General features: G+C 67.0%; 13 protein-coding genes. 5 read left to right on the top strand and 8 right to left on the bottom strand.

Annotated elements, in window-relative coordinates:
* Nucleotides 1–322 precede the first annotated feature (322 nt).
* Entirely contained in the window at nt 323–1,768 is a 1,446-nt protein-coding gene (gene pdxR / locus ACUJB0_RS07625; RefSeq protein ID WP_444844694.1) for a MocR-like pyridoxine biosynthesis transcription factor PdxR, read from the bottom strand.
* Between the two features lie 135 nt (nt 1,769–1,903).
* On the opposite strand from pdxR, the gene ACUJB0_RS07620 reads away from it, so the two are divergent.
* Nucleotides 1,904–2,935, top strand: a complete 1,032-nt coding sequence (locus tag ACUJB0_RS07620; RefSeq protein ID WP_444844693.1) for a porin — start codon at nt 1,904–1,906, stop codon at nt 2,933–2,935.
* A gap of 37 nt (nt 2,936–2,972) precedes the next feature.
* The gene (locus tag ACUJB0_RS07615; RefSeq protein ID WP_444844692.1) at nt 2,973–3,413 is read left to right on the top strand and encodes a cupin domain-containing protein; all 441 of its coding nucleotides are present in this window, start codon (nt 2,973–2,975) and stop codon (nt 3,411–3,413) included.
* A gap of 36 nt (nt 3,414–3,449) precedes the next feature.
* Here ACUJB0_RS07615 and ACUJB0_RS07610 read toward each other — a convergent pair whose 3' ends face one another.
* The 6 genes from ACUJB0_RS07610 to ACUJB0_RS07585 form a co-directional block, all read right to left on the bottom strand.
* The gene (locus ACUJB0_RS07610) at nt 3,450–5,195 is read right to left on the bottom strand and encodes a sensor histidine kinase (protein WP_444844691.1); all 1,746 of its coding nucleotides are present in this window, start codon (nt 5,193–5,195) and stop codon (nt 3,450–3,452) included.
* Between the two features lies 1 nt (nt 5,196).
* Complete coding sequence (locus ACUJB0_RS07605) at nt 5,197–7,782, bottom strand: chemotaxis protein CheB (RefSeq protein WP_444844690.1); 2,586 nt, start codon at nt 7,780–7,782, stop codon at nt 5,197–5,199.
* 138 nt (nt 7,783–7,920) lie between these two features.
* Nucleotides 7,921–9,348, bottom strand: coding sequence for an efflux transporter outer membrane subunit (locus ACUJB0_RS07600; RefSeq protein ID WP_444844689.1), 1,428 nt, complete (start codon nt 9,346–9,348; stop codon nt 7,921–7,923).
* Nucleotides 9,345–12,668 (bottom strand): efflux RND transporter permease subunit, encoded by a 3,324-nt coding sequence (locus ACUJB0_RS07595; protein WP_444844688.1) that lies wholly within the window; start codon nt 12,666–12,668, stop codon nt 9,345–9,347. The genes ACUJB0_RS07600 and ACUJB0_RS07595 overlap by 4 nt, the downstream gene beginning before the upstream one ends.
* On the bottom strand, nt 12,665–15,838 hold the full coding sequence (locus ACUJB0_RS07590; RefSeq protein WP_444844687.1) for an efflux RND transporter permease subunit: 3,174 nt from the start codon (nt 15,836–15,838) through the stop codon (nt 12,665–12,667). Before ACUJB0_RS07590 ends, ACUJB0_RS07595 begins: the two co-directional genes overlap by 4 nt.
* Nucleotides 15,835–17,355, bottom strand: a complete 1,521-nt coding sequence (locus ACUJB0_RS07585) for an efflux RND transporter periplasmic adaptor subunit (RefSeq protein WP_444844686.1) — start codon at nt 17,353–17,355, stop codon at nt 15,835–15,837. The genes ACUJB0_RS07590 and ACUJB0_RS07585 overlap by 4 nt, the downstream gene beginning before the upstream one ends.
* 249 nt (nt 17,356–17,604) lie before the next feature.
* Between ACUJB0_RS07585 and ACUJB0_RS07580 the strand changes: the two genes are divergently transcribed.
* The 3 genes from ACUJB0_RS07580 (at nt 17,605) to ACUJB0_RS07570 (ending at nt 20,134) form a co-directional block, all read left to right on the top strand.
* On the top strand, nt 17,605–18,075 hold the full coding sequence (locus ACUJB0_RS07580; RefSeq protein WP_176362838.1) for a Spy/CpxP family protein refolding chaperone: 471 nt from the start codon (nt 17,605–17,607) through the stop codon (nt 18,073–18,075).
* A gap of 65 nt (nt 18,076–18,140) precedes the next feature.
* Entirely contained in the window at nt 18,141–18,863 is a 723-nt protein-coding gene (locus tag ACUJB0_RS07575) for a response regulator (protein ID WP_506737532.1), read from the top strand.
* Nucleotides 18,863–20,134, top strand: coding sequence for a sensor histidine kinase (locus ACUJB0_RS07570; RefSeq protein WP_444844684.1), 1,272 nt, complete (start codon nt 18,863–18,865; stop codon nt 20,132–20,134). The genes ACUJB0_RS07575 and ACUJB0_RS07570 overlap by 1 nt, the downstream gene beginning before the upstream one ends.
* Here ACUJB0_RS07570 and ACUJB0_RS07565 read toward each other — a convergent pair.
* Nucleotides 20,103–20,639 carry a GNAT family N-acetyltransferase gene (locus ACUJB0_RS07565; protein WP_444844683.1) on the bottom strand — a complete coding sequence of 179 codons (537 nt, stop codon included), beginning with the start codon at nt 20,637–20,639 and terminating at the stop codon, nt 20,103–20,105. The genes ACUJB0_RS07570 and ACUJB0_RS07565 overlap by 32 nt on opposite strands.

Raw genomic sequence — 20,639 nt, 5'->3', positions numbered from 1 at the left:
TTTGAGTTCTGGCGGCAGTATATTCCTTCTGCGGATAGCTGAAAATGCTTTTGTGAGCCGCTTGGCGTTCTTGGCGCTCCCCCTGCCTGGGAGTATGTGCACGGGGTGCTCCTCCGCGCTCCTTGTAGCAAATCTTCGATTTTCTTCTATTTTTTCAAGCATTGGACTATTCCCGGGCTTCCCGCTCTAAATATGGGAAAGCCGAAGAAAATAGGGGAGGAAATCGAATGAATGCTACAACGAGCGCGCAACTGCCCCCTTACGCCCTGCTCGCAGCATACAAGGCCGTCATGCGAAGCTGACAGTACAACGCAAAACGAAACTAGACCAAATGCCCGGCCAATCGCAGCACGGCCTGATCGATCAGGTGCGTCGGAATCAAGCCCAGTCCAAACACCAGCCCATTCGGCGGCTCGGGAGCCAGCGCATATTGGCTCACCGGCTCGACGCGAATCCCGTCCCCTGCCGCCGCCGCGACAACCTCCTCGGCCCGATCCTCATCGCGCAACAGCGCGGCGATATGCAGCCCGCCTTCGGCTGGAATCACCGACAACTTCCCCGCCAGATGCCGCTGCAAGGCCCCCATCAGGATTTGCTTGCGCTGGCTGTACACCTGCCGCATCTTGCGAATATGACGCGCAAGGTCGCCATCGTCGATGAACGCCGCCAGCGTATCCTGCGCCGCCACCGCCCCATGCCAATCGCTGCGCTGCTTCGCGCCGACCAGCGCGGGACGCGCCCACGAAGGCGCGATCACATAACCCAGCCGCAGCCCAGGAAACAAGCTCTTGGAAAACGTCCCGACATAAAACACCGAATCATCCCGGTCCAGGCTTTTCAACGCATCCAGCGGCTGCGACGAATGACTGAACTCACCATCGTAATCGTCTTCGATAATCAGGCTGCCATGCTCGCGCGCGAACGCCAGCAAAGCCATGCGACGCCGCAGCGACATGACCTGCCCCATCGGGAACTGGTGCGACGGCGTCACGCAAATCAGCCGCGCATCGGCCGGAATACGATCCACCACCATTCCCTCCGCATCGACCGGCACCGGCACCAGCACCGCCCCGGCACTCTCCAGCGCCCAGCGCAACGGCGGGTACCCCGGATCCTCGATCGCCACCCTGGTCACGCCCGGCTCGATGAAAATCCGCGCCAGCAGATCGAAAGCCTGCTGCGCGCCGGAAGTCACCAGCACATCGGCGCCACCGCAAGCCACGGCGCGTGCAAACGACACATGCTTGGCGATGGCGTTCCGCAGCGACTCCCGTCCTTCCGGCGCCGCATATTCGGCCGGCTCACGCTCCAGCAGGCGCAGCGAGCGCGCATCCAGCCGCCGCCAGGTATCGAACGGAAACTGGCTGGTATCCGGCAGCCCCACCACAAAATCGTATTCGAACCGCGCCGCCGCCGACGGCCGCAACACGGCCGGCTCATTGCGCCAGCGCGGCAGCAGCAAGGGCGTGCGATCAGCCGCCACGCCTGCCGCGCGAGGCGGATCGGCCAGATAGATGTCGGACACGAACGTGCCGCCACCTGCCCGCGCCGCGACCAGCCCTTCGCTCAGCAGCAGGTCATACACCGCCATCGCACAATTGCGCGACACGCCGCACTGCTCGGCCAACGTGCGCGAGCCGGGTAAACGCAAGCCGGCCGACAGCCGGCCATCGACGATGGCGGCCCGCATCTGCTGGTGCATGGAACGCAGGATCTGCCGGGAGCCACGCTCCGGCAGCGCAAGGGTAATCGGAAGAACTGGCTCCATCTGGACCTGTAGTGGCTGAAAAAAACCGGTACGAAAAAGCCCCAACCGGCACCCTGAAGTTTGCCCGGACTGGCTCTGTTGTCCACCGCCCCGGCTTGCGACACTGTACACCTCTTCAATGCATCCACCAACACCATGCCAACAAGCCTGCACCGACTTTTAGCCAGCGCCGCGCTGCTGACAGCGACGGTACAAGCCCAAGCCGCCGACAGCCCCACCCTGTACGGCACAATCACCGCCGGCCTGTCCTACATCGACCATATCGGCGCGAACAACGAGCACGTAACGCGCACCTCGAACAGCGAATGGGGCACCAGCCTGATCGGCATGCAGGTGGCCGAGCCCATCGCGCCCGGCCTGCAGCTGCAGACCCGCCTGGAGAGCGGCTTCAATACCGCCACCGGCACCGTCGGCAGCGACGGCATGCTGTTCAGCCGCTACGCCACGCTGGGCGTCGAGAGCACAACCTGGGGCAAACTGGAAACCGGCCGCTCCATGGCCTACACCAACGACGTCTGGTACATCGATCCAATGGGCCTGAACTGGTCCGGCTCCGCCACGCTGACCAAAGGCCACAGCTGGAACGCGTGGAGCCACACCGTCGGCTATCGCAGCCCGGAGCGCGGCGGCCTGGCCATCGGCCTGCAAACCACCGTGGGCGAACGCGCGTGCCGCAGCACCGCCGGTGTGCTGAGCTACCAACGCGGCGCCCTGGACGTCCGCGCAATCTACGACGAAACACGCGACAGCCAAGGTCACCTGTCCGACCTATTCGACGCCTCGCGCGAGTTGATCGTGGGCGCGCGCTACGAGCGCGGCGCCAACGCCTGGTTCGCCGCCTACAACATCGTACGCGCACCCGACGCCGCCGGCGCCGACACCTCGATGCAGCACGTGTGGGCAGGCGTCAATCGCAAGATCGGCAACCGCGACCTGCTCCGCCTCGGCGTCTACGGCGCGCGCACCAACGTCACCGACTCGCGCGCCCTGCTGCTGACCGGCGGCTGGGAACACAGCTTCGCCCCGGCGCTCACACTGTGGGCCACGGCCGCCGTGGTGCGCAACAGCCGCGACGCCGCGTTCCCCGTGGCGGCCTACTGGCAGGACCTGCCGGCGCCGGGCGCGACGCAACACACCGTCAACGGTGGCCTGATCTACACCTTCTGAATCCCAACCACTGTTTCACTGTTTGAAAGGCTAAACCATGAAAACCGAACAAGACACGACACCAGGCCCAGAGTGGATCGTCGAGGGCGAAGGCAAATGGTCGCAACCCCTGCAATTCCTGCCCGGCGACACCGGCTGGGTGGAGCTGATGCGCCTCTCGCCCGGCGTCAAACTGGGGCTGCACCGGCACACCGGCCATGTACACGCCTTCAATCTGCAAGGACACCGGCAACTGGGAACGGGCGAGCAGCTCGGCCCCCATGCCTATGTGTACGAGCCGGTAGGGAACGTCGACTGGTGGCAGGCCACGGGCGACACGCCGCTGGTGGTCTTTGTGGTGGTCACCGGCGCGGTGGAATACCTGGCGCAGGACGGCTCCGTGCTGCGCCGGATCACCACGCAAGACCGCAAGGACGACTATCTGCGCCACTGCGCCACGCACGGACTGCCGCCGGTCCTGCTGGACCAGGCCAGGTAGCCGACGCATTAACCGCGCGCCGCACCGGGGCGGCACTCAGGCCGGGAACGCGAAGTCCATCGTCAGCATGCAGCCGCGCCCCGGCGCGTACTGGCCGATATCGAAGCGCCCGCCCAGCGATTCCACCCGCTGCGCCATGCCGATCAAGCCGAAGGACTCGCTCTTGACCCGGTGCTGCGGCGGGATGCCAACGCCGTTGTCGCTCACGCTGAAGCGCAGCCGCCCGTCGCGCCGCTCCAGCCGCACGTCGACGCGGGTGGCGCTGGCGTGGCGCCGCACATTGCTCAGCGCCTCCTGCAGGCTGCGGAACAACACGATCTGCATGGCCGGCGCGATGGCCGCGCACACCGCGTCGTCCGGCAGCGTCAGCGTGCAATCGAGCCCGCTGCGTTTGCGGAACTCGCCCACCTGCCACTCCAGCGCCGCCTGCAGGCCCAGGTCCAGCACTGCGGGCCGCAGCTCGTTCATGATGCCGCGCACGCTGCTGATGGTGGTGTCCACATTCTCCAGCACCGCGTCCACGCGCCGGTGCAGGCGCGCATGGCGCTCGCTGGTGCGCGCCGCCAGCATGGAGATGTCAATGCGCAGCGCCATCAGGTTCTGTCCCAGCTCGTCGTGGATGTCGCGCGCGATGCGTGTGCGTTCGCTCTCCTTGACCGTCTCCAGGTGCTCCGCCAGCTTGCGCAGCTGCTCGCGCGATTCGTGCAGCGCGGCCTCGGTGCGCTTGCGCTCCACCACCTCCAGCATCAGCAGGCGATTGGCCTCGGTCAGTTCGGCGGTGCGCTCGGCCACCCGCGCATCGAGCTCGCGCGAGAGCTTGAGCAGCGCCGCCTCGGCCTGCTGGCGCGCCGTCACGTCGGAGAACACGCCGATGTAATGGCTGATGGTGCCGTCGTCGTCGCGCACCACCGTCAGCGACATCGAGGCCACGAAAGGCGTGCCTTCGCGCCGCCGGTTGTGCACCTCGCCCTGCCACCTGCCGTAGGTGCGCAGGCAACGCATCGCCTCGGCGTGGTAGCCGGGCGGGTGGGCGCCGGGACGCCCCAGGAAGCGCGGATTGCGGCCCAGCGCCTCCTCCACCGCATAGCCGGTAAGCTTGGTGAAAGCGGGATTGACGAAGACGATGTTCTGCGCGGCGTCGCACACCAGCACCGCCTCGTCGATGCTGTCGAGGACCTGGAAGGCGCGCTTGCGCGCGTCTTCGCGCACGTCCTCGGTGCCGATATCGGTCAGGATCATGCGGCAGATTCGCGCCGCCGGGTCCATATTGGCCTCGATGCGCACCTGCCGCAGCCCCTGGGACGCCGGCCGCGCGCGCCGGTCGAACAGCGGCACCTCCAGCACCGCGCGCCCGCCGCTGGCGAGCAAGTCGTGCAGGAAGGCGCGCAGCGTGACCTGCGCCTGCGGCGCCACGAACTGCTCGAAGCCGCGCCCTGGCAAATCGTCCAGCGCGCGCGCCAGCAGCACGGCGGCCGCCTGGTTGGCGCGTGTGATGCGGCCATCCGCGTCCAGCGACACGTAGCCGGCCGGCGCCTGGTCATACAGCTCGGCGTAGCTGTCGCGCCCAGCCTCGGCCTGGTCGCGCTCCGCCTGCAACTCGGCCAGCGCCATGTTCTGCATATCGAGCTCGATCTGGCTCACCTGCAGCTCGTGCCAGTGCTTGAGCTCATCGGCTCCCGCGCCGGCCGCCGGTGGCCGCACATTGGGCAGCGCCTGCACCGTCAACTCGGCAATCTGGCGCAGCTGCACTGGATCGAGTTCGGGACGCTGGCGCTTTTTCATGTTATTCGGAGCCTTTCTGCATGGACCTCAACTGCTGTTCAAGGAGCTTGGACTCGGTGATGTTGATGAAGGTGACCACCACGCCGTCGATCACGTTCTCCACCGTCCGGTAGGGCATGATGCGGACCGTGTACCAGCCGCCGCCGCGGGTCGGTATCTGCCGCTCGCAGAACACCAGCGTGCGCAACACCTCCTGCGCATCGTCCTGCAGGCCCGGATATTCCAGGTCGTTGACGATATCGCTCAGCGGGCGGTGCACGTCGCCCGGTATCAGCTTGAAGATCTGCGTGGTGCGGTCGGTGAAGCGGCGGATGCGCAGCGAACTGTCGAGGAAGATGGTGGCGACGTCGGTGCTGTTGAGCAGATTCTTCATGTCGCCGTTGACCAGCGACAGGTCGTCGACCTTCGATTGCAGCTCGGCGTTGACGGTGTAGAGTTCCTCGTTGAGCGACTGCATTTCCTCCTTCGAGGTGGTCAGCTCCTCGTTGGTCGACTGCAGCTCCTCGTTGGTGGACTGCAGCTCCTCGTTGGCCGACTTGAGCTCCTCGCGCGAAGCCTGCATCTCGTCGCGCACCGCCTGGATCTCCAGGCGCGCCTGCGCCAGTTGCTGCTCCAGTTCCAGCACCTGCGGGTTGTTGGAGCGGCTGCGGCGTTTCTCCGCCGGCAGAAGCACGGTGGCGAAGGTCACCATCAAGGTGCCCGCCAACGGCCCGGATTCGGGCAAGGCCTCGGCGGTCAGGTCGAGCGCCTCGGACGGCTTGCCGGCGCTGTCGCGTTGGATCAGGCCCCGCAAGGCGATCATGCCCTCGCTCTGGGCGGCGCGCTTGAGCAGGTCGGCCAGCTCGTGCCGCAAGCCCTCGCGCGCCATGGCGTGGATGTTCCAGTTGGCCTTGCCGGCCGCCGGCTCAAGATAAGCGCCGGTGCGGCCGTGGATGTACAGGATGTCGCCATGGGCGTTGAGCAGCACGGCGGCCGGCGCGTGCTTCTTGAGCAGCAGCTGCTCGACCTGGGTTTGTAGATTACCGTTCATGGATGGGTGATGGGGCTCGCTGGCTTGAGGGACCGACACGGTGCTGACGCGCGTCGGAAAATAATTGGCCACGCGATGAATGGAAGCGTCCAGGCGGCGGTAGATGCGGCCGGCGCCGGCCATCGGCACGAACAATTCGTTGAAATGGCCCGGCGTGTCCGCGCTACCCAGCATCAGCATGCCGCCGGTCTTCAACGCATAGTGGAACAGCGGGATCAGCTGCTCCTGTAACTTCGCCGTAAAGTAGATCAGCAGGTTACGGCAGCACAGTATATCAAGCTTGGTGAATGGTGGATCGGAAATGATGTTCTGGCGGGCGAAGATGATGGTGTTGCGCACGTCCTTGCGGATGCGGTAGCCGCCCTTCTCGGCCGGCATGAAGTAACGCTGCAGCAGCTCGGGGGAGACGTCGTCCGCGATGCCGGCGCCGAACACGCCCTGGCGCGCGCGGTGGATGGCATCGTCATCGAGATCGGTGGCGAAGATCTGCAGCGTGTATTGCGCGGCCGGCCGCAGTTTTTCCAGCACCTCGTTGAAGGCGATCGCCAGCGAGTACGCTTCCTCGCCGGTCGAGCAGGCCGGCACCCAGGCCTTGAAGGCGGCGCCCTCCGGGTGCGCCTCCAGCAGCTGCGGCAGCGCCGTCGCGATCAGGTAGTCCCACACCTTGGGATCGCGGAAGAAGTTGGTCACGCCGATCAGCAGCTCCTTGAACAGCAGGTCGATCTCGGGGGGATTCTCGCGCAGACAGGCGACATAAGCGGCCAGCGTATCGCACTGGCGCAGCTTCATGCGGCGGTCGATGCGGCGCAACATGGTGCTGAGCTTATAGTCCGAAAAATTGGCGCCGGTCTGCTTGAGCAGCAGCTGGAACAACTGCCGCAGCGCGTCGCGCTGGGTGTCGGCCTGCATCGGCGCGACGCCATCGTGGCTGCTCCACCATTCGCCCAGATGGGCCGCCATCTCGCCCGGCTGCGCCACGATGTCGACCACCCGGGCACCAATCGCGCTGGCCGGCATCGGATCGAAACGCGCCGAGGAAGGCAGCTGCGCCATCGTCAGGCCGCCGGCCTCGCGCACCGCGGTCAGGCCCGCCGTGCCGTCGGCGCCCATGCCGGAGAACACGATGGCCACCGCCCGCTCGCGGCTGCGCGCAGCCAGCGACCGGAAGAAGCTATCGATCGGAAAGCGGTGGCCGCGCACACCGGACGCCGGCAACACCGCGAAGTTATCGCCGTCGAAACTCAGGTCGCGGTTGGGCGGAATCACGTACACATGGTCTGCCTCCACCGGCATGCCATCCTCGGTCTCGTGCACCGGCATGCGGGTCACGCGCTGCAGCAGCTCCGGCAGCAGGGCCTTGTGCAGCGGGTCCAGGTGCTGGACGATAGCGTAGGCGAAGCCGCTGGCCGGCGGCACGGCGGCAAGGAATTCGCAGATCGGATCAAGCCCGCCGGCGGACGCGCCGATGCCCACCACCGGCACGGCGCCATTGGCTGGCTTCACCGAGGCTTGTTCGATGGCGGGGACGAGCGTGACATGGGCGGTTTGTTTGGTCATCGTGGCTGGGCACCGCCGGAGGAGCCCTGCACCGGCGATATGGCGTCTCGGGAAAGTGGTATTTGTTTACATCTTGCCAGATGATTATACAAACACGCCACACAAAAACCAAGCGCGCACGCCCCGCCTTACAACAGCCTAATCGCTAGCAGCATGCCAGCCGCCGCCGAGCGACTGGATCAATGCCACGGCCGTGGTCTGGCGGTCGGCCTGCGACTGCACCAGCGCGCGGCGCGCGGCCAGCGCGGTGTTCTGCGCCGTCACCACGTCGCTGTAGCCGACCTGGCCGGCGCGGTAGCGGTTGAGCATCTGCGCCTCGACCTGGTCGGCCGCCTCGGAGGCCACCTTGCGCAGATCCTGCTGCTGGGCCAGCGCGCGCGTCGCGGCCAACTGGTTCTCCACATCCGCGAACGCGGCCAGCACCGTCTGGCGATACTGGGCAATGGCAGCGTCGCGCTGCGCCACCGCGCCGCTGACGCGGGCCTTGGTGGCGCCGGCGTCGAACAGCGTCTGCGCCGCCGACAGGCCCAGCGACCACAGGTTGTTGGAGGCGTTGAACAAGCCGCCGGTGGAGCTGGAGCCGTAGCCGAAGGAGCCGGTCAGGTTCAGGCTCGGGAAGTAGGCGCTGCGGGCCACGCCGATCTGCTCATTGGCGGCGGCCACGCGGCGCTCGGCGGCGGCGATGTCCGGACGGCGCTGCAACAGCGTCGACGGCACACCGGTAGGCACGTCGGGCACCACCACCTTCCACGGCGCCGGCGGCAGGCTGAAATCGCTGGCGGCCTTGCCTAGCAGGACCGCGATCGCATGTTCCAGCGTGGCGCGCTGGCGCGCCAGCGTCACCTGGTCGATGCGGGCGTTGGCCAGCTGCGTTTGCGCCTGCAGCAGGTCCGACTTGGCGGCGATGCCGGCGTCGAAGCGGTTCTGCGTGATCTGCAGCACGCGCTCATAACCTTCGGTGGTGGCGTCCAGCAGCGCCTTCTGCGCGTCGGTCTGGCGCAGCGAGAAGTAGTTGGTGGCCAGCTCGCCCTGCGCCGACAGGCGCGCGGCGGCCAGTTCGGCGGCGCTGGCCTGCATGCTGGCGTTGGCGTTGTTGGCGCCCGCGCGCAGCTTGCCCCACACGTCCGGCTCCCAGCTGGCGCCGATGTTGGCGCGGTACTGGTTGGCGGTCGGCGTGTTGCCGCCTCCGCCCGACCGGTTGGCGCTGCCGTTCAGCGTCGCGGACGGGAACAGCGAGGCGCGCTGCTGCTCCACCAGCGCCCGCGCCTGCGCGTAGTTGGCGACGGCGGCGGCGACGTTCTGGTTCGAGACCTCGATGCTGTCGGCCATCTGGTTCAGCAGCGGATCGCCGAACAGCTGCCACCACGGGCCGCGTTCCAGCATATCGGCCGGCGCGGCGGCGGTCCAGCCGGCGGCCACTTTCTCTGCCTCGCTGGCGGTTTCCTTGTATGCCGCCGGCTGCGGCGTGGACGGCAGCTGGTAGGCCGGGCCGACCGCACAGCCGCTGGCCAGCAAGGCGGCCAGCGCGATCAATGAATAACGGAGGGTTGGTGCGGTTTTGTTCATGGTGTACCCGGCGCTTCGCTGTGGATGCGGCTTAAATGTTGTTCGGACGGGCTGCGGCGGCGCAGCTTGTCCATCAGGATGTAGACCACCGGTGTGGTCAGCAGCGTCAATACCTGGCTGGCGATCAAGCCGCCGATGATGGCCACGCCGAGCGGCTGGCGCAGCTCGGAGCCTTCGCCGAAGCCGATCGCCAGCGGCAGCGCGCCCAGCGCGGCGGCCAGTGTGGTCATCAGGATCGGGCGGAAGCGCAGCAGGCAGGCTTCGCGCACCGCCTGCACCGGCGTCAGGCCGCGCGAGCGTTCCGCCTCCAGCGCGAAGTCGATGATCAGGATCGCGTTCTTCTTGACGATACCGATCAGCAGGAAGATGCCGATCAGCGAAATCGTCGAGAACTCCATCTTGAAGATCAGCAGCGCCAGCACCGCGCCCACGCCCGCCGACGGCAGCGTGGTGAGCACGGTGACCGGATGCACCAGGCTTTCGTACAGGATGCCCAGCACGATGTAGATCACCACGATGGCGGCCAGGATCAGCAGCGGCAGCGACTTGTTGCTGTCCTGCGCGGCCTTGGCCGAACCCTGGAAGCTGCCGCGCACATTGTTCGGCATGCCGATTTCCGCTTCGGCCGCCTTGATCTGTTCCGCCGCATCGGACAGGCTGGTGCCCGGCTGCAGGTTGAAGGCGATGGTGGTCGCCAGTTCGCCATCCTGGTGGTTGATCGACGTCGGCGCGGAGCTTTCGGCGAAGCTGGCCAGCGCCGACAGCGGCACCATGGTGGTGGCCTTGGTGCTCAACGCGGACCCGGACGACGCATCCTTGACCGCCGGCGCGGCGACGTTGGCCGGCGTGGCGCTGGCCGTGCTGGTGCTGCTGGTGCCGCCCGTGCCGCTCGTGCCGGCAGCGCCGCCCGAGCTGGAGCCCGTCGCGGCCACCATCAGCGCCACCGGCGCGCCATTGGGATTGCTGGCGCTCGGCGCGGGCAAGCCTTTCGACGGCACGTGCACGTCGTTCAGCGCCGCCGGACTCCTGGCAAACTCGCGCGGCACTTCCATGATCACATGGTACTGGTTCAACTCACCGTAGATGGTCGCCACCTGGCGCTGGCCGAAGCTGTCGTACAAGGCATTATCCACATCGCGCGCCGACAGGCCGAGGCGCGAGGCGCTGTTCTTGTCGATGGTGACGAAGGTCTCGACGCCGTTGTCCGCCTGGTCGGTATCGACGTCGGTCAGCGCCTTCTGGCCCTTCATCGCATCGGCGAGACGGCTGGCCCACTTCTTCAAATCGGCCTGGTTATCGCTCTTGAGCGTGTACTGGTAGTTGGAGTTGGCCTGCCGCCCGCCGGCCCGCAGATCCTGCACGGGGCTCAGGAACAGGCTCACACCGGTCACCCTGGCCAGCTTGGGACGCAGCCGCGCGATCACCGCCTGCCCCGCCACCGTGCGCTGGTTGGCCGGCTTCAGGTTGATGAACATGAAGCCACCGCCCGCGCGCCGGCCGCCGGTAAAGCCCACCACCGTGGCGACATCGGGATCGTCCTTGATGATGTTGACCAGTTGGCGCAGCTTGCCCTGCATGGCCTGGAACGAGATGCTCTGGTCGGCGCGGATGCCGCCGTTGATCTGGCCCGTGTCCTGCTGCGGGAAGCCGCCCTTGGGTATCGCCGCGAACAGGTAGAAATTCAGTCCGATCACGAACACAAGGCTCAACATCACCAACCACACGCTGGACAGCGCCCAATCCAGGCTATGCTCGTAACCCTTGAGGATGAAATCGAAACCGCGCTCGAAGAACCGGGCGATAGGGCCCGGCGGCTTGGCGTGCGTGTGGCCGGGCTTGAGCAGCCAGGCGCACATCATCGGCGTGGTGGTCAGCGAGACCACCAGCGAAATCATCACCGCCGCCGACAGCGTGACGGCGAACTCCTTGAACAGGGCGCCGAACTGGCCGCCCATGAACAGCAGCGGAATGAACACCGCGATCAGCGAAAGGCTGATCGACAGCACGGTGAAGCCCACCTCGCGCGCGCCCAGCAGCGCCGCCTCGAAACGGTCCATGCCGGCCTCGATGTGGCGGGTGGTATTTTCCAACACCACGATGGCGTCATCGACCACGAAGCCGGTGGCCACAGTCAGCGCCATCAGCGACAGGTTATTCAGGCTGAAGCCCAGCAGGTACATGGCGCCGAAGGTGCCCAGCAGCGAGACGATAGTCGCCACCGCCGGCACGATGGTGGCGCGCACGCTGCGCAGGAAGGCGCTCACCACCAGCACCACCAGCAGGATCGAAATGATCAGCGTGATCTCGATCTCGTGCAGCGACGAACGGATCGAGTTGGTGCTGTCGCTGGCGACGTCGATCTTGACGTCCGACGGCAACTGCGCCTGCAACTGCGGCAGCTGTGCGCGCACACTGTTGACGGTCTCGATGACGTTGGCGCCGGCCTGCGAACGCAGGATGACGATGATCGCCGGCTTGCCGTTGAACAGGCCAAGGTTGTTGTTGTCCTCGACGCCGTCGACCACCTGCGCCACGTCCTGCAGGCGGATCGCGCTGTCGTTGCGCCAGCCAACCACCAGGTTGCGGTAATCGGCGGCGGAGCGCCCGCCGCTGGCGTGGGCCGACTCGGTATAAATCTGCAGGCGGCGGCCATTGCCCTGCAAGGCGCCGCGCGGACGGTTGGCGTTGGTGGCCTGGATGGCCGCGCGCACATCCTCCGCCGACACGCCATAACGGTTCAGCGCATACGGATTGAGTTCGACACGCACCGCCGGCAGCGAGCTGCCGCCCAGTTCCACGTCCCCCACGCCGGTCACCTGCGACAGGCGTTGCAGCACCGTGTTCGAGACGGCGTCGAAAATCTGGCCCGGCGTGCGGGTTTCCGACGTCAGCGCCAGGATCATCACCGGGATGCCCGAGGTATTGGCCTTGCGGTAGGTCGGGTTGCTGCGCAGGGAGGCCGGCAGGTCGACGCGGCTGGCGTTGATGGCCGCCTGCACCTCGCGCGCGACCGAGTCGACGTTGCGGTTCAAGTCGAACTGCAATGTCACGCTGGAGGAGCCGGTGTTCGACTGCGACGTCATCTCGTTGACGCCGGCGATCACGCCCAAATGACGCTCCAGTGGCGTCGACACGCTGGTGGCCATGGTGGCGGGGCTGGCGCCCGGCAGGTTGGCGTTGACCGAGATGACCGGGAAATCCACCTGCGGCAGCGGCGCCACCGGCAGCACGAAGAACGCGCCGATACCGGCCAGCGCCAGGCCGCACGTCAGCAGGACGGTGGCGATCGGACGCTTGACGAAGGGCGACGACAGGTTCACAGCGCACCACCTTCAGGACGATCGGCCGGTGCGGACGGCGCCGCCGGCGACAGCAGCGCGGCGGTCTGCGCGCCGGAAGCCGGGGCATCGGCCGGGGTATCGGCCTTGCGGCCGAAGCGGCGCGCCAGGCTGTCGAAGCCGAGGTAGATCACCGGCGTGGTGAACAGCGTCAGCATCTGGCTGACGATCAAGCCGCCGAAGATGGCCAGGCCCAGTGGACGACGCAGCTCTGCGCCCTCGCCCCAGCCCAGCATCAACGGCACGGCGGCGAACAGCGCGGCCAGGGTCGTCATCAGGATGGGACGGAAGCGCAGCAGCGCGGCCTGATGGATCGCCTCGCGCGGCGGCTTGCCCTCCTCCCGCTCCGCCTCGATGGCGAAGTCGATCATCATGATGGCGTTCTTCTTGACGATACCGATCAACAGGATGATGCCGATGATGCCGATCACGCCCAGGTCCTGGCCACTGACCAGCAGCGCCAGCAAGGCGCCCACGCCGGCCGACGGCAGCGTCGACAAAATGGTCAATGGATGGATATAGCTTTCATACAGCACGCCGAGCACGATGTAGACGCAGATCACGGCGGCCAGGATCAGCCACAGTTGGTTCGACAGCGAGTTCTGATAAGCGCCCGACGCGCCGAGGAAGGTCAGCGTGACCGAGGCCGGGAACTTGATCTCGGCGGCGGCCTGCTTGATGGAGTCCACCGCCGTGCCGAGCGAAACGCCCGGCGCCGTGTCGAAGCCCAGCGTGGTGGCCGGGTACTGCGCCACGTGCGTCACCTGCAGCGGCGCGGCGCGTTCGCTGATCGACGCCACCGCCGACAGCGGCGTGGCCTTGCCGGAGCCGGTGCGGATCTGCAGGTTGCCCAGGTCGGCCGGCGTGGTGATGTCATCGCGGCGCGCTTCCAGGATCACGCGGTACTGATTGGTCTCGGTGAAGATGGTCGAGACGATGCGTTGGCCGAAAGCGCTGTACAAGGCGTCGTCGATGGAGGCGGCGGTGATCGACATGCGCGAGGCGCTGTCGCGGTCCACGCTGACGTAGGCCGCGTTGGCGCTGGCGCCGACGTCCGACACCACGTTGCGCAGTTCGTGCTTGGTGCGCATCTGGTCCGCCAGCTTGGTGGCCCACTGGTTGACGGTGGCGTTGTCCGCGCCTTCGATCGACACGCGGAACTGGGTCGGGCCGGATTCGGCGTCGATGGTCAGGTCCTGGGTCGGTTGCAGGTACAGCGTCAGGCCGGGGATCTGCGACACGCGCTGGCGCAGGCGGTCCATGGTCGCCTGCTGGCTGCCGGTGCGCTGGTGCTTCAGGTTGATCAGCATGCTGCCGGTATGGAGCATGGTGTTGTTGGCGGCGTCCACCCCGACCACGGAGCTGAGCGTCCCGACATCCGGATCTTCCAGGATCAGGCGCGCGGCCTGCTGCTGCAGGTCCGCCATCTTGGCATACGAAACCGCCTTGCCGGTCTCCAGGCGCGCTTGCAGCTGGCCGGTGTCCTGGGTCGGGAACAGGCCTTTCGGGATCACCACGTACAGCAGCACCGTCAGCGCCAGCGTGCCCAAGGCCACCAGCAGCGTCAGGCCGGTGTGATTCAGCACCCAGGTCAGCGAGCGGTCGTAGTGGTTGATCACCCAGTCGAAGAACTGCTGGAAGCGGCGGGCGAAGCGGCTCGGCTTCTCTTCGGCATGGCTCTTGAGCCAGCGCGCCGACATCATCGGCACCAGCGTCAGCGACACCACGGCGGAAATCAAAATGGTGATCGCCAGCGAGATCGCGAACTCGCGGAACAGGCGGCCCACCACGTCGCCCATGAACAGCAGCGGAATCAGCACGGCGATCAGCGACACCGTCAGCGAGATGATGGTGAAGCCGATCTGCTTGGCGCCCTTGAGCGCTGCGGCCATCGGCGTTTCGCCCTCCTCGATGTAGCGGGCGATGTTCTCGATCATGACGATCGCGTCGTCGACCACGAAGCCGGTGGCGATGGTCAGCGCCATCAGCGACAGGTTGTTCAGGCTATAACCGAGCAGGTACATCACGCCGCAAGTGCCGATCAGCGAAATCGGCACTGACAGGCTGGCGATCACGGTGGCGCGCAGGCTATGCAGGAAGGCGAAGATCACCAGCACCACCAGGACCACGGCCAGCAGCAGCTCGGTCTCCACGTGTTCGACCGAGGCGCGGATGCCGGTGGTGCGGTCGCTCAGCACCTCGACCTTCATCGCGCCCGGCAGGCCGGCTTGCAGCTCCGGCAGGCGCGCCTTGATGGCGTCGACGGTGGCGATGACGTTGGCGCCAGGCTGGCGCTGCACGTTGAGGATGATGGCTTTCTTGTTGCCGGACCAGGCGCCCAGTTCGACGTTTTCGGCACTGTCCTTGACGGTGGCCACGTCGGCCAGGCGCACCGGGGCGCCGTTCTTGTAGGCCAGGATCAGGTCCTTGTAATCCTTGGCCGTCACCAGCTGGTCGTTGGCGTTGATGCTGTAGGCGCGGGTCGGGCCGTCGAAGCTGCCCTTGGCGCCGTTGGCGTTGGCGGCGGTGATCGCGGTGCGCAGCGTGTCCAGCCCCAGGCCGTAGGACGCCAGCGCGTTGGTGTCCGCCTGGATGCGCACGGCGGGACGCTGGCCGCCGCTGAGCGTGACCAGGCCGACGCCGGAAACTTGGCTGATCTTCAGCGCCAAGCGGGTGTTGACCACGTTCTGCACCTCGGTCAGCGGCATCGTGTCCGAGGTGATGGCCAAGGTCAGCACCGGCGCGTCGGCCGGGTTGACCTTGGCGTAGACCGGCGGCGCCGGCAGGTCGGTCGGCAGCAGCGAGGCGCCGGCGTTGATCGCGGCCTGCACTTCCTGCTCGGCCACGTCCAGCGTCTGGCCCAGGCCAAACTGCAGCGTGATGATGGAAACGCCGGCGGCGCTGGTGGAGCTCATGCGCTGCAGGCCGGCCATCTGGCCGAACTGGCGCTCCAGCGGCGCGGTCACGGTCTGGCCCATCACTTCGGGGCTGCCGCCGGGGTACAGCGTCTGCACCTGGATGGTGGGGAAGTCCACCTGCGGCAGCGCGGACAACGGCAGGAACTTGAAGCCGACGATGCCCGCCAGGACGATCGCCAGCATCAGCAGCGATGTCGCTACCGGCCGCTGGATGAATGGTGCTGATGGACTCATTGTTGTGCCGCGCCCTGTTCTTTACGATGATGACGACGCTCGCCTTCCGCCGGAGCGGAGGCCGCACCGGCCGCCGATGCCGCCGGCGAACCCGCTGCAGGTGCCGAAGCCGGTGCCGCAGGCGCCGCGGCCTCGCCAGCCACGCCATCGCGCTTACCTTTCCAGCCGCCCGCCTGCTCGCCACCCGCACCGCCAGCGCCATCGCGCTTGCCCTTCCAGCCGCCCGCGTGCTCGCCGCCCGCGACGCCGGCCGCGCCGTCGCGATGGCCCCTGCCCTCGCCCGGCAGCGTAACCTTGGCGCCTTCCTTCAGGCGGTCGCCGCCCTCGGTGATCACCTGCTCGCCAAGTTGCAGGCCGCTTGCGATCTGCACCTTGTCGACCGTCGCCTGCCCGCGCGTGACCGGGCGGATGGTGACCGTCTTGTCGGCATTGAGCACATAAACGAAATCGCCGTTGACGCCATGGCGCACCGCCGTCACCGGCACCATCACCGCATCCTTGATCGTGCGCAGCTCCAGCCGCACGTTGACGAACTGGCTCGGGAACAGCGTCGACTTGGCGTTGGCGAAGCGCGCCTTGGCCTTCACGGTGCCGGTCTGCACATCGACCTGGTTATCCATGGCCGAGAATTTACCGCTGTCCAGCGCATTGGTGCGCGTGCGGTCCAGCGCGATGGCAGGCATCTGCGTACCGTCGTTCGCCTGCTGCATCACCATCGGCACACTGTCCTGCGGGATCGAGAACTCGACATCGATAGGCGACAGCTGGGTAATCACCGCAATGCCGTTGGCATCGCCGGAGCCCACCAGGTTGCCAATATCGACCACGCGCAGGCCCACGCGGCCGGTGATCGGCGCGATCACCTTGGTGTAGCCCAGATTCAGCTTGGCAGTGCCTTCCTGCGCACGATCGGTCATCACCGTGCCTTCAAGCTGCTTGACCAGCGCCGCCTGCGTATCCACATCCTGGCGCGCGATCGAGTCCTGACCCAGCAGCGTGCGATAGCGGTTCAATGTGAGCTTGGCGTTTTCCAGCTGCGCCTCATCGCGCTGGCGTTGGCCGGAAGCCTGCAGCAGCGCCATTTCGAACTGGCGCGGATCGATCTGCGCCAGCACCTGCCCGGCCTTGACCATCTGGCCTTCCTTGAACAGCACCTGCTGCAATATGCCCGACACTTGCGGACGCACCGTCGTGGTGGCGGCCGCGGTGACCGTACCCAGCGCCTCCAGCGTGACCGGGATGTCCGCCTTCTCGGCGGTCGCGACGCCCACCGTGGTGGCAGGCCCGCCGCGACGGCCGCCGCCTGGACCACCGGGACCGCCAGGGCCGCCGGGACCAGGCCTGCCCGCGCCCGGCGCACCAGGCACACCGGTACTTGGCGGCTGGTGCGTCAGGTACCACGCCAATCCGCCCAGCCCCGCCATGGCGGCGACTGCGATCACGCTGCCGACCACCTTGGAACGGCGGCTGCGCTGCGGTGGAACGGCGGTCTGATTCGGCTTGGTCGGTGTATCCATCTTTGTCCTTTTTAGGCGTGCGTGTCCATGGCAAACCCACCATGGCGATCAATGCGTGGACTCTAGCACAGGCACCCCGCCGCTGTAAGTCACTCGCCCCCACGGTTACAAACTCGCTACAAATCAAGGACTTTGCGCGCTTTGCGTTAATCGCGCTTTACATATCTTTACCAACGCGACATCGCCGCTTCACGCAGGCCGTGCACACTGGCCTCGTTGTCTCCCACATCAACCAAACGAGGATAGAACATGAGTATCTTTAACCGCCAAACCATCGCCGCATTCCTGCTGGGTTCCACACTGGTCGTCGGCGTCGGCGCCTTCGCCGTCGAGCGCCACATGGGCGGGCCGCACGCCGCCATCGACGCCAGCGCCCATATGGACCGCATGCTCAAGCACCTGTACGTCGAAGTCGACGCCACCGATGCGCAGAAGGCCAGGATCGAGCCGCTGGTGAAAGCCGCCATGGCCGACATCAAGCCTATGCACGAGCAGCTGCACCAGATCCACCAGCAGGTGATGCAGCAGATGTCCGCCGCCACCATCGACCGCGCAGCGCTCGAAACCACCCGCGCACAAGGCGTGGCACTGGCCGACCAGGCCTCCAAACGGCTGGTGCAGCTGCTGGCCGACGTAGGTGATACCCTTACGCCGGCGCAGCGCCAGAAGCTGGCGGACCACCTGGGCCAGATGCACGAACGCCACGGCCATCACGGCTAAGCCGCACCAAGCCGCCTTGTGAAGCCGGTCGCCTGTCCGTAGAATGGTCCGCGTGAACCTCAACCATGAACCCCATGCCTGACCATATCCTGCTGGTCGAAGACGACCCCCGCCTGGCCGAGATGCTCACCGAGTATCTGAGCCAGGCGGCTTTCCGCGTCACACACGCGCCCAATGGCCGCGTGGCGCTGGAGCACATCGCGGCCGGCGACGTCGACGCCGTGATCCTTGACCTGATGCTGCCCGACATGGACGGCCTCGATGTCTGCCGCCAGCTGCGCGCCACGTCGGACATTCCGGTGCTGATGCTGACCGCGCGCGGCGATGCCATCGACCGCATCATCGGCCTGGAAATCGGCGCCGACGACTACCTGCCCAAGCCATTCGAACCGCGCGAACTGCTGGCCCGCGTGCGCGCCATCCTGCGCCGCCGCGTCGAACACCGCCACCAGCCGGACAACACACCGCAACGCGCCGCCGAGTTCCTGCGCTTCGGCCGCCTGGAGATCGATCCGGCCGCCCACGCCGCGCGGCTGGACGGCGTCCCGTGCGAACTGACTTCCTACCAGTTCGACCTGCTGCTGGTACTGGCCCGCCACGCCGGCCGCGTGCTCTCGCGCGACAGCCTGATGGAACTGCTCAAGGGCGAAGCGATGGAAGCGTTCGACCGCTCGATCGACGTCCACATGTCGCGCATCCGCGCGGCCGTCGAGGATGATCCCAAGAAGCCGCGCCGCATCATCACCGTGCGCGGCGCCGGCTACCTGTTCGCCAAGGTGCAGGACTGATGGCCGGCCCGCGCTTCAGCTGGGGCCTGCCGCGCCTCTACTTCCGCTTCTACGTGGCCCTGCTGGTCAGCCTGTTGCTGTTCGCGCTGGCCGTGGTGATGGTGTGGAACCGCAGCGGCGGGCCGCTGGAGCGCTCCAACGCCACGCTGGCGATGGTGATCCAGAACGCGCTGGCGCCGGTCGACGCGCCGCCGGCCGCGCAGCAGGCCGCGCTGGAGCACATGGCCACCGGCCTCGATGCGCGCATGACGCTCTACAGCCGCAACTGGGAACCGCTGGCCGTGATCGGCGAACCCATCCCCGGCCACCGCTGGCGGCAGCACGAAATGGGGGGGCCGCCGCCGGAATCCTATGTGCGGCTGCCGGACGGCCGCCGCCTGCTGTCCAGCGAGCCGCTGGGCTTCACGCGGCCCAAGGCCATGCTGCACAACGCCCTGCTGCTGCTCGCGCTGGCCATCGGCATCGCCGCCTTCCCGCTGGTGCGGCGCCTGACCAAGCGCCTGGAGCGCCTGCAGCAAGGCGTGGAATCGCTGGGCGCCGGCGACCTGACGGCGCGCGTGCCGGTCGAAGGCAAGGACGAAATCGCGCGGCTGGCGCAGAGCTTCAACCGCGCCGCCGACCAGATCGAACAATTGGTGGGCGCGCACAAGACGCTGCTGGCCAACGCCTCGCACGAGCTGCGCACGCCGCTGGCGCGCATCCGCCTGGCGCTGGAACTGATCAAGGACGGCGTCGATCCGAGGCGCCGCGCCGGCCTGGAACAGGACATCGCCGAGTTGAACGACCTGCTGGACGAGATCCTGCTGGCCAGCCGCCTGGGCGCCACGCACGACAACGCGGAGCTGGAGGAACTGGACCTGCTCGCGCTGGCCGCGGAAGAATGCGCGCGCTACGACGACGCGGTGCTCAACGGCGCCTCCGCCGTAATGCTGGGCGATCCGCGCCTGCTGCGACGGCTGCTACGCAACCTGCTGGAGAACGCGCGCCGCCACGGTGTGCCGCCGGCGCACGTCACCATCGCCTGCGACGAACGCAAGGCCACGCTGGCGGTCTGGGATAGCGGTCCGGGGATACCGGAAGAGGAATTCGAGCGGGTATTCGAACCGTTCTACCGCCGTCGCGGCACGCGCGACAACAGCGGCGCGGGCCTCGGCCTGGCGCTGGTGCGCCAGATCGCCCGCCGTCACGGCGGCGAGGCCCGCTGTGTGCCGATGCCCGATGGCCGCGGCAGTTTCGAGATTACGCTGCCGTTAGCTGCAACGCCAAAATGATGTCGTCGTAGTCGGTGTCGCCGACGCGGAAGGTGCGCTGGCCGATGCGATGGAAACCGCAACGCTGGTAGAACGCCAGCGCATCGTCGTTCCCGGCGTAGACGCCCAGCAGCACGCGGCCCGCGCCGCGCATGCGCGCCTCAGCCACCGCCGCATCCATCAAACGCTTGCCGACACGCTGGCCGTGAAAACGGTGCAGCAGGTAGATGCGCTTGATTTCCAGGTCGTCCGCATGCGGATCGGCCACCGGCAGCTTGGCCGGCGCCAGCACCAGGTAGCCTATCGGCGCCCTGCCCGGCGTGGCCTCGGCCAGCCAGATGCGCATGTCGCCGTCGGCCAGCCAATCGCGATAGACGGATGCCGCGTGCTGGCGCTCGCAGTGGGCGATGATGTCGCCGCCATCGAGGATGCCGGCAAACGCTTCGAGGAAACTGGCCTTGCCCACTGCGGACAAGGCCTCCTCGTCGCCGCGCACCGCGGCGCGGATGGCGATTTCGCCGCTCAT

This window comes from Duganella caerulea (genome assembly GCF_040362985.1).
Classification (GTDB): Bacteria; Pseudomonadota; Gammaproteobacteria; order Burkholderiales; family Burkholderiaceae_D; genus Rugamonas; species Rugamonas vulcania.
Note: the sequence above shows the minus strand (reverse complement) of the source record. Positions and strands in the feature narration are given on the sequence as shown.

Excerpts from the sequence above, each read along its gene's own strand:
- pdxR (WP_444844694.1), bottom strand. The coding sequence starts at position 1,768 with ATGGAGCCAGTTCTTCCGATTACCCTTGCGCTGCCGGAGCGTGGCTCC.
- ACUJB0_RS07620 (WP_444844693.1), top strand. The coding sequence starts at position 1,904 with ATGCCAACAAGCCTGCACCGACTTTTAGCCAGCGCCGCGCTGCTGACA.
- ACUJB0_RS07615 (WP_444844692.1), top strand. The coding sequence starts at position 2,973 with ATGAAAACCGAACAAGACACGACACCAGGCCCAGAGTGGATCGTCGAG.
- ACUJB0_RS07610 (WP_444844691.1), bottom strand. The coding sequence starts at position 5,195 with ATGAAAAAGCGCCAGCGTCCCGAACTCGATCCAGTGCAGCTGCGCCAG.
- ACUJB0_RS07605 (WP_444844690.1), bottom strand. The coding sequence starts at position 7,782 with ATGACCAAACAAACCGCCCATGTCACGCTCGTCCCCGCCATCGAACAA.
- ACUJB0_RS07600 (WP_444844689.1), bottom strand. The coding sequence starts at position 9,348 with ATGAACAAAACCGCACCAACCCTCCGTTATTCATTGATCGCGCTGGCC.
- ACUJB0_RS07590 (WP_444844687.1), bottom strand. The coding sequence starts at position 15,838 with ATGAGTCCATCAGCACCATTCATCCAGCGGCCGGTAGCGACATCGCTG.
- ACUJB0_RS07585 (WP_444844686.1), bottom strand. The coding sequence starts at position 17,355 with ATGGATACACCGACCAAGCCGAATCAGACCGCCGTTCCACCGCAGCGC.
- ACUJB0_RS07580 (WP_176362838.1), top strand. The coding sequence starts at position 17,605 with ATGAGTATCTTTAACCGCCAAACCATCGCCGCATTCCTGCTGGGTTCC.
- ACUJB0_RS07575 (WP_506737532.1), top strand. The coding sequence starts at position 18,141 with ATGAACCCCATGCCTGACCATATCCTGCTGGTCGAAGACGACCCCCGC.
- ACUJB0_RS07570 (WP_444844684.1), top strand. The coding sequence starts at position 18,863 with ATGGCCGGCCCGCGCTTCAGCTGGGGCCTGCCGCGCCTCTACTTCCGC.
- ACUJB0_RS07565 (WP_444844683.1), bottom strand. The coding sequence starts at position 20,639 with ATGAGCGGCGAAATCGCCATCCGCGCCGCGGTGCGCGGCGACGAGGAG.